10 protein-coding genes are annotated in these 7,532 nt (G+C 38.7%); all 10 read right to left on the bottom strand.

Going from position 1 to position 7,532, the window contains the following annotated elements:
* The coding region (locus RQ763_RS07540; protein ID WP_314152130.1) for a signal recognition particle protein at positions 1–1,182 on the bottom strand (1,182 nt) is incomplete at its 3' end.
* 76 nt (positions 1,183–1,258) lie between these two features.
* A complete protein-coding gene (locus RQ763_RS07535; protein WP_314152131.1) occupies positions 1,259–1,711 on the bottom strand; it encodes a YaiI/YqxD family protein in 453 nt (150 codons plus the stop codon).
* Positions 1,711–1,935 (bottom strand): GIY-YIG nuclease family protein, encoded by a 225-nt coding sequence (locus RQ763_RS07530; protein WP_314152129.1) that lies wholly within the window; start codon positions 1,933–1,935, stop codon positions 1,711–1,713. The genes RQ763_RS07535 and RQ763_RS07530 overlap by 1 nt, the downstream gene beginning before the upstream one ends.
* A gap of 25 nt (positions 1,936–1,960) precedes the next feature.
* Positions 1,961–2,695 (bottom strand): RNA pseudouridine synthase, encoded by a 735-nt coding sequence (locus RQ763_RS07525; protein WP_314152127.1) that lies wholly within the window; start codon positions 2,693–2,695, stop codon positions 1,961–1,963.
* A 146-nt stretch (positions 2,696–2,841) separates the two neighbouring features.
* On the bottom strand, positions 2,842–4,008 hold the full coding sequence (waaA, locus tag RQ763_RS07520; RefSeq protein ID WP_314152126.1) for a lipid IV(A) 3-deoxy-D-manno-octulosonic acid transferase: 1,167 nt from the start codon (positions 4,006–4,008) through the stop codon (positions 2,842–2,844).
* Positions 4,009–4,010: 2 nt separating this feature from the next.
* Complete coding sequence (locus RQ763_RS07515; protein ID WP_314152125.1) at positions 4,011–4,724, bottom strand: zinc ribbon domain-containing protein; 714 nt, start codon at positions 4,722–4,724, stop codon at positions 4,011–4,013.
* A 36-nt stretch (positions 4,725–4,760) separates the two neighbouring features.
* Positions 4,761–5,483 (bottom strand): Nif3-like dinuclear metal center hexameric protein, encoded by a 723-nt coding sequence (locus RQ763_RS07510; RefSeq protein ID WP_314152124.1) that lies wholly within the window; start codon positions 5,481–5,483, stop codon positions 4,761–4,763.
* Positions 5,484–5,492: 9 nt separating this feature from the next.
* A complete protein-coding gene (locus RQ763_RS07505; protein WP_314152123.1) occupies positions 5,493–6,062 on the bottom strand; it encodes a tetratricopeptide repeat protein in 570 nt (189 codons plus the stop codon).
* Complete coding sequence (locus tag RQ763_RS07500) at positions 6,059–6,925, bottom strand: M23 family metallopeptidase (protein ID WP_314152121.1); 867 nt, start codon at positions 6,923–6,925, stop codon at positions 6,059–6,061. The genes RQ763_RS07505 and RQ763_RS07500 overlap by 4 nt, the downstream gene beginning before the upstream one ends.
* Entirely contained in the window at positions 6,925–7,377 is a 453-nt protein-coding gene (gene smpB / locus RQ763_RS07495) for an SsrA-binding protein SmpB (protein WP_294932977.1), read from the bottom strand. The genes RQ763_RS07500 and smpB overlap by 1 nt, the downstream gene beginning before the upstream one ends.
* Positions 7,378–7,532: the final 155 nt, after the last annotated feature.

Here is a 7,532-nt window from a genome sequence, read left to right as displayed (position 1 = left end):
CTCTTTGCGCGAGTTGTTTAAAAGATCAGGGTTTTCTCTCTCTTTCATTGTCATTGAAGAGACCATAGCTTTAATGTTTTTAAGCTCGCCGGAATTTTCAAGGTCAAAATCTTTCAGTGCCTTAGACATATTTCCCATGCCCGGTATCATACCTATTAAAGACTTCATGCTTCCCATCTTCTTCATGCTTTCCATCTGCTCTAAAAAGTCATTGAAGTTGAACTGCCCTTTTTTAATCTTTGAGGTAAGTTTTTTAGCCTGTTTTTCATCAATAACCGATGATGTTTTCTCAGCCAATCCCTCAATGTCTCCAAAGCCCATAAGACGGTTTACGATACGGTCAGGCAGGAAAACTTCTAAGTCCTCCATCTTTTCGCCGCTACCGATAAAACGAAGTGGAACCTGAACTAGAGATGAGAGCCCAAGAGCTACACCGCCCTTTGAATCGCCATCATATTTGCTTAAAATTACGCCATCAATGCCGATTTTTTCTTTAAATGTAGTAGCCGTCTTAACAGCGTCCTGACCGGTAAGAGAGTCTGCAACATAAAAAATCTCGCTAGGATTTGCAGCTTTTTTAACCGCTTCAAGCTCCTTCATTAGCTCATCGTCTATCGCTAAACGACCTGCCGTATCTATAAGAACAACATCATATATGCCGCTGTTTGCTTTTTTGAGTGCTGCAGTTACAACTTCAACAGGATTTTTTGTGCTCTCATTTTCATAGAGTTCAACATCTATTTTCGCCGTAATTTGACGAAGCTGCTCAACTGCCGCTAAACGCTGCAAATCGGCTGCTACTACCAAAACTTTTTTCTGTTTATTTTTTAGATACAGCGCCAATTTACCGGTTGTAGTAGTTTTTCCGGAACCTTGAAGTCCGGTCATTAAAATAACGGTCGGAGGTTTTGAGGCAAAAATAAAGCCTCTGTTTCCGCCTACCTCTAAAAGTTCATAGAGTGTTTCTCTTAGAGCCGCTAAAAATTGGTCTTTTCCAATCCCGTTTTTTTTCGTCTCTACCTGAACTTTAAATATAAGGTCTTTAACAACTTTATGGTTTACATCAGCTTTTAAAAGAGATTTTTTTAGCTCATCTAGAGCCTTGGTGAGGGCTTTTTCATCATCATGAAAACGAATTTTTCTAATAGCATTGGTAAATGAATCTGTTAATGTGTCAAACATATAGCCCTCCTCTTTTAAATATGGTCTTGAATGTAAAAAGTGGCGAATTTTAGCTGAAATTTACTTTAAGTCTGCTTTATATTTGATGATACTTCGTCAAAAAGCTATGAAGCTGGTTGGCAAATCGGTGTGCATCTTTTTGATCAAACGGCTTTGGACCTCTTGTCATCTCTCCTGTATCTCTTATGCTCTCCATCAGATTTCTCATTGCTAGATATTGCTTAATATTGTCAACGGTATATAACTCGCCTCTATGGTCTATCGCGTGTGCCGCTTTATTTATTACTCTGTCTGCTAGCGGGATATCGGCAGTTATTACTAAGTCGCCCTCTTCTGCAAGTTCAACTATATGATGATCTGCTTCATCGGCACCCTGCTCGACAATAATGTAAGTAATCAGTTTTGATTTGCCGATGGTAATTGGTTTGTTTGAGACGACAAATGTTTCAATAGCGAGTCTCTCAATCGAGCGAAAGAGAATCGGCTTTAGAAGGTTTGGAAAGGCATCGCCATCAACAAAGATTCTTATCACTTTATGAGCTCCAGTTTTTTGGCTCGCGGTAGTTTTTTTATCTCCAACTCTCTTATGGTTGCGCTGCTTTTGTCTTTGCAACTCTCAGAGTAAACCAATTGTGTCGGTCTTCTTGCGCGTGTATATTTAGCGCCCTTTATAGAGTTGTTATGCTCCTCGACTCTTCTAGCTAAATCCGTAGTTATCCCGGTGTAGAGAGTCTCATCGCTGCATTGCAACACATAGACACTCCATGCGCTCTGTGGGCTATTCGAAGTGGACAAATGTACTTGGCTCCGGTGCCGTAAACTCCATGTTTAGAAGTCTTACTTTATAGGCATGGAGCATTACGCGCTTTGCTCGTCTTCCGCCGTACTGCTCATCACCGACAATCGGATGTTCTATATATCTGAGGTGAGTTCTTATTTGATGCGTTCTTCCGTGGTGGATAATGCACTTTATTTTTGTTTTATTTCCGCTGACGATATCAGGAAAAACCTCAGTTCTTGCAGGCTTTCCTTTTGCAGAGACGTTTGACGTCGCACGATTATTTTTCTTTGTAGTAAGTATCGGCTTGTCTATCTCAATCGGCTCGCTTATGATTCCCTCAACCCACGCAATGTACTCTTTATAAACCCTGTCTTTTCTAAACTCTTCAATAGCCTTTTGACGAAACTCCTCGTTTTTTACAAGCATTAAAACGCCGCTTGTTTCACGATCGAGTCTGTGAAGAAGCACGGCAGGTTTAAACTGTCTCTCTATCTCATCCGAATTTACATGTGCAGGTTTGTCTAGAACAATCAAGTCATCATTTTCAAAAATAGGCTTGATTTTCTCTACTTTTTCAACCCTAAAAGTAGTTTTTGCGTCGATATCTCCACGAGCAATCATCACCTTCTTATTGCCCACATAGACCAAGCCTCTGTCTATCATAGACTTTGCTTGAGAATTTGAGACTCCCTCTTGTGCCGCTAAAAGTTTATATGCTTTTTCTAATGCCATTATTTAATTTCCTTAATTTTATTTCATAAAATGAAGGAAACCCTTCATTTATTTGTCAGCCAAAGGAATCGTCCCTTTGACTTCGCTAGCCGCTTGGGCACTGAAACTAACCCCTAGCGGGGTAGATTTATTTTTTTATAAAAAGGTTAATTTTTTACTATTCTCTCTATTACCGGTTTTAAGTCTATCTTCTCTTCAACCATACTAGGCGGCAGCTCTTTGCATGCCATGAGTGCTCTGTGTATCTCATCGCTCTCTACATACTGAACATGATGGACATACTTAAAAAGCTCTCTTTGATGAAAAAAGTGTTTTCCGGTAATGATTTTACACCCAAAATAAGCAGGTTCAAGCGGGTTGTGTCCGCCTACATCATCTCTGAATGCACCGCCTAAAATTGCAATATCACTGATTGCATAGATATTATTTAGCTCGCCCATTACATCAACCAAGATCAAATCTGAGTCAAACTCACTATCTTGCGAAAATCGGCTTAGAGTCAAAGAATTTTTGTGGGCATATCTCTTCATAAGTTCATAAACTGCTTCAAATCTCTCAGGATGTCTTGGAACTACGGCGAGCTTTGCGTCACTCTGTTTTTTATACTCTACAAATGATTTTAAGACACTCTCTTCTTCGCCCTCATGGGTGCTTCCTGCGACTATCAGCTCACCTTTGGGCTTTTTGTACTCTTTGGTTTTTTTTATCTCAGCTGCTAGTTTAATATTTCCGATAACCTCAATATTTTTCGCACCCAATGCTAGAAAACGGTTTTTGTCGGCTTGGCTCTGCGCGTAAATCATCTCTACGCTTGAGAACATTTTTTTGTAAAACCATGCAAATTGAAGATACTTTTTAGCACTCTTTTCCGATATGCGCGCGTTTAGAAGTATAATTCTCGTCCCTTTTGCTCTTAAAACACTAAAGAGCATAAACCAAAATTCCGCTTCTAAAACTACAAGTACTCTCTGCTTCTTTGCCCAAAACGGCAAAAACATCTCATAGGGCAAGTATCTTACCTCTGCGTCATACCTTCTGGCTTGCGCCTGTCCTGTATGCGTTATCGTTGTTATCTTTATATCCTGATCTTTTAGAAGATCTAAGATAGGCTTCAGTGCTCTTGCTTCGCCCAAAGAGCATACATGAAACCAAACCCCATCGCTACTTTTAAATCTTGAATTTTTAAAAAGAAAAAAACGAGCCGGAATTGACTCTGTGTATTTATGTTTAAATGAGAGATAAACCAAAAGCGGCAGTGCTACCAAATAGAGCACTACGCTTAAGATAAAGTAGAGAAAGGTAAACGGCTTCAAGCCTATTCTTCGTTAGCTTCCATGTAGAGAATACGTCCGCAATGTGGACAAGTTGTAATCTCTTCAGCTTTGATAACATCTGCATAAATCTTGTCGTTTATAACCATATGACAACCCATACATGCTTGTTCTTCAACAGGAACTACAGTTGTATTTTTAGCCCATCTGCGAATTTTTTGATAAAACGCAAGACCTTTTTGATTCATCTCAGAGATTAATTTCTCTTTTTTCACAAACACTTCTTGACGAGATTTGTTGATTACATCTAATTTTGCATCAACCTCACCTTTAATAGACGCCAAGTTTGCATCAAGCTCTTTTAGAGACTCTTTTGCAGCTTCCATCTGTTCTGTTTTTAAAGCGACAACTCTCTCAAGTCTTTCAATCTCTTCATTTGCAAAATTTATCTGCTCTTTTGCAATCTCTTCTTCAAGTTGAAGCGATTTCATCTCACGTTCAGTTTTAACTTCTGCGCTTTTTCTAGAATTATCTTCTAGTTTTTGAGAAAGTTCTTGCAGATGAAGTTCATTCTTCTTCTTCTTAATTTCCTCGTCTTTAATCTCTTTTGTTAGATTTTCAATATCTGAATCTATACTTTGTTTCTTAGCTAGAGCTGCCTCAAGCTTGGAGTTTGCTTCTTCTATCTGTGGTTCAAAGGCATCTATCTCTTTGTCAATTTGCGATAGGTCAATTAGCTGTTTTAGGTGTAAGTTCATTAATCTCCTTTTGGATTAAATAGTTGTACCAATTGCTTAAATATAAGTAAAAGGGTTTTTTGATGATGAAATTATAGCTTCTAAACCTAAATTTTTCAAATGTTTAAACAAAATTTCTGCAAAAAAGTGTTCACTCTCAAAATGCCCTATATCAATCATGGAGAGATTTATGCTCTTTGCCTCCATGGCATCGTGATATTTGATGTCTCCGGTTAAAAAGCAATCAGCCTTAATGGACTTAATCAAAGAGCATCCAGAACCCGTAGTAAGAGCCACCCTTTTTACCCTTTGAGAACTCTTGACACACTTTGCATGAGGCAGAGAAAAAGCAGCGGCAACTTTTAGAGCAAAAACATCAAAATCTTCATCTATGTCCAAATACGCTACAAAGCCATCTTTTTGAGCAATTTTATAGCCCAGAACCTCTGTTGCCACATATTCGTTTAGATGCGTTTGGTCAAAATTTGTGTGCATTGAGATATTTGAGATATTTTTTTGTATCATCTTGTAAATAAGGTTTGCGGGGTAGCGGTTAAACTCAAGCTGCTTAAGCCCACCAAATATAAGAGGATGATGCGTTATCAGGAGGGTGTTCTCCTCCATGGAGTCTATGAGAGCTTCATCGACATCTATGCTTAGAACTACCTTTTGAACCTCTTGGTTAAAATCTCCAAGCAACAAGCCTGAGTTATCCCAGCTCTCTTGAAGTTCAAAAGGTGAAAGTTCGTTCAAAAACTCATATATCTCAGAAATTTTCATACTATTCTCCTAGCCTAGTTTCTCAAGCTCTTCTTTTGCCTCTTTGAAATCTTCATTCATCTCAATCGCCTTTTTGTACATCTCTTTGGCTTCCTCAAAATGTTTCATATCGACTAGAAGATTTCCGTAATTGTAGTATGTTGTCGGGTTGCTGTTATTAATATCCAAAGAGGCGTTTAGGTGCAGTTTTGCCGATACAAACTCTCCGTTGGCTCTGTAAATAGAGGCTATTGCGTTGTGGATATACTCATTGTTCTTATCGTCCTCAAGAGCCTCTTTGTAGAAGCCCAATGCTTCATCTCTATCTCCAAGCTGCTCTAAAATATAGCCCATTTTAAACAGAACATCAGAGTCTTGCCCCACTTTTGCATTCGCCTCTTTAAACAGAGCAATCGCCTTTGGCAAATCACCATTTTCAAATGCCTCATCTGCTCTTATTACCAATGATTCCGGATCAAATGAGGATGGAACACGCCCATCATCTTTTGGTTTTGGATTTTGTAGAGTCTGAATATGCTCGTAAACTTTAAATGCAAAAAATGCCGAAGCACCCAGCATAATAATCTGAAATAGTGTCATTTTATACCTTTTACTATATTTTTATTCATTAGTTCAACAAATTGAAGCGGGTCAACCTGCTGGGCAGCAACCCTGATTCCAAAGTGAAGATGCGGGCCCGTCACTCTGCCCGTACTTCCAGAGAGACCGATTGTTTCGCCTTTTTTTACCATAACTCCCTCTTTAACGCCAAGCTCACTCATGTGAAAGTAGCATGAGTATATGCCGTGTCCGTGGTCTATAACTACCGTACCGCCGGAGTAGAATCTGTCCTTTGAGAGGACTACCTTTCCGTTGTTACATGCTACGAGAGGCTCACCTTCGCCAGCTCTAAAATCCGTTCCTCCATGATAGCTCTTCAATGAACCGTTGTAAACTCTTGCTTTTCCAAAGTCGCTTGTTATTTTACTGTCCAATGGGATAATAAACTCCGAAGAGATGTAACTTTGCATGGTTGTTTTTTTATAGACATCCATAGCTTCAACGTACTCTTTTGAAGCCCTTTGTTGATCTTTTTTGCTTAAAACTACTTTTGAGCCATCAACACTGAGCGTCTCTTTCTCATAGTTTGCACTCTCTACGCGAAAGAAGAGAGATTTGCTTTTTTGCTCACTCCCCTGCTTGTAATAAATCTCTACTTTTTTATCAGATGGCTTTTCATAGTAGTCTATAGGAATAAGCGCGTAGAACATCTCATCATTAAGCGGATTTTTAAAGATTTTATATCTTTTATTGCCCAGCGCTATATCTTCATAACTGATATTTTTCTCTTTTTTAAACTCCAAAAGAGCGGTTTTTCCGTTTGAGACAGTTGAGCTTGCCATCTTAATATCGAGTGCAAAAACAGTGCATGCGAAGAGAGAAAAGAGAAAAAAGAACCTCATCAATAATCCTTCATAGAGCGTTCCATATCACGCTTCATGTCCTTCTCTTTAAGGTCATTTCTTTTATCATGAAGCTGCTTCCCTTTTGCAATGGCAATTTGGATTTTTACAATGTTTCTATCGTTAAAATATAGCTGCAGAGGAACCACCGTATACCCCTCTTTCTCAACCGCTTTTATCATCTTTGTTATCTGTTTTTTATGCAAAAGAAGTTTTCTGCTCCCTCTCTCTTCATGTGAGTAAAAATGGTGAGTCGTCTCAAGTCTGCCAATGTGAGCATTGAACAAAAATGCTTCATTGTTGACAAAACGGATAAAGCTGTCTTTTAGATTTACACGTCCAGCTCTTATAGCCTTTATCTCGCTGCCTTTAAGAACTAAACCCGCTTCAAACTTCTCTTCTAAAAAGTAATCAAAATAGGCTTTTTTATTTTTTGCTATCGTCTCACCCATCGCCTATTGTTTCTCCCTTTTATTTTTTTTATTATATCTGTATTATTTTACAATCTGATTAATGATGCCTGAGTGCTCACGTTTTAAAAAGCTTATTTCTTTTGAAATTTTGCCTGCTCTTTGATGTTAATTACCTCGTTGACTTCAACGATGTG

This window comes from Sulfurimonas sp., assembly GCF_032250635.1.
In the GTDB taxonomy this organism is placed as follows: domain Bacteria; phylum Campylobacterota; class Campylobacteria; order Campylobacterales; family Sulfurimonadaceae; genus Sulfurimonas.
This window is presented reverse-complemented; position numbering and strand designations above follow the sequence as displayed.

Bases quoted from the DNA above. Each gene is read 5' to 3' on its own strand.
- RQ763_RS07515 (WP_314152125.1), bottom strand. From the start codon at position 4,724: ATGAACTTACACCTAAAACAGCTAATTGACCTATCGCAAATTGACAAA.
- RQ763_RS07500 (WP_314152121.1), bottom strand. From the start codon at position 6,925: ATGAGGTTCTTTTTTCTCTTTTCTCTCTTCGCATGCACTGTTTTTGCA.
- RQ763_RS07525 (WP_314152127.1), bottom strand. From the start codon at position 2,695: ATGGCATTAGAAAAAGCATATAAACTTTTAGCGGCACAAGAGGGAGTC.
- RQ763_RS07505 (WP_314152123.1), bottom strand. From the start codon at position 6,062: ATGACACTATTTCAGATTATTATGCTGGGTGCTTCGGCATTTTTTGCA.
- smpB (WP_294932977.1), bottom strand. From the start codon at position 7,377: ATGGGTGAGACGATAGCAAAAAATAAAAAAGCCTATTTTGATTACTTT.
- RQ763_RS07510 (WP_314152124.1), bottom strand. From the start codon at position 5,483: ATGAAAATTTCTGAGATATATGAGTTTTTGAACGAACTTTCACCTTTT.